Origin of the sequence: Thermosynechococcus sp., assembly GCF_046299655.1 — a bacterium.
In the GTDB taxonomy this organism is placed as follows: Bacteria; Cyanobacteriota; Cyanobacteriia; order Thermosynechococcales; family Thermosynechococcaceae; genus Thermosynechococcus.
This window is the reverse complement of record NZ_JBKBHZ010000040.1, coordinates 1-657: the sequence shown is the minus strand read 5'-3', so window position 1 is coordinate 657 and position 657 is coordinate 1. Positions and strand designations below refer to the sequence as shown.

Sequence of the window (657 nt, the reverse complement as noted above, 5' to 3'; positions counted from 1 at the left end):
CTTCTAAGTCAACTATCGTGAACTCTTCCAACAATTCGTCTTCACATGCCATTTGGAAAATCGGTCGTGAATAAGCCCTGAGCAAAAGATCCATCTCTTCGGTGTTGAAAAGGTTGACAAAATGACTTTTATCAAGGATCATCTTGAGGTCATGCGCTTCCTCACCTGTAACCCGCACTTTGCTACCGTTCTCAAATTGGCAAATCGCGTAAAGCTTTGATCCTTGTTCGTGAAAGGTGACGTCCACAAGCTTTGTTATGTTTATGTAGTGGTTCTTCCCTACGCTTAACCACGGACTGATCATGAACTTCATTGGCATAGGAGACCTCTATGATCGTCAGTTGTTAACTTATCGCGCTAAACTCGAACCAAGTGAAAAGATAACCTAGCGGCTGTAAACCCAGCACTGGCCAAGCCTCTTGCCGCTGGTTTATACGCTGTAGCGTATAGGAAACAGGTTAATCTAAGATTTGAGCATTGTCAACAAAATGTCCAATTGCCGTAATCCAGATTTGGCCGCCTTAAGGCAAAAAGCAGGTCTTACCCAAGAGCGCCTTGCCGAAATTCTGGGGGTAAGGCAGGCTACCATTTCTGATTGGGAGCGGGGAGTTCAGATGCCTCACATGCCCCTCGACAAGGTGCTACTCTTGTGCAAAA

At 45.7% G+C, this 657-nt stretch carries 2 protein-coding genes; one reads left to right on the top strand and one right to left on the bottom strand.

The window, feature by feature from the left end; all coding sequences use genetic code 11:
• The coding region (locus ACK4HN_RS11930; protein WP_409877772.1) for a hypothetical protein at window positions 1-247 on the bottom strand (247 nt) is incomplete at its 3' end.
• A gap of 241 nt (window positions 248-488) precedes the next feature.
• Here ACK4HN_RS11930 and ACK4HN_RS11925 point away from each other — a divergent pair.
• On the top strand, window positions 489-657 hold a 169-nt coding region (locus ACK4HN_RS11925; protein ID WP_409877774.1), incomplete at its 3' end, for a helix-turn-helix domain-containing protein.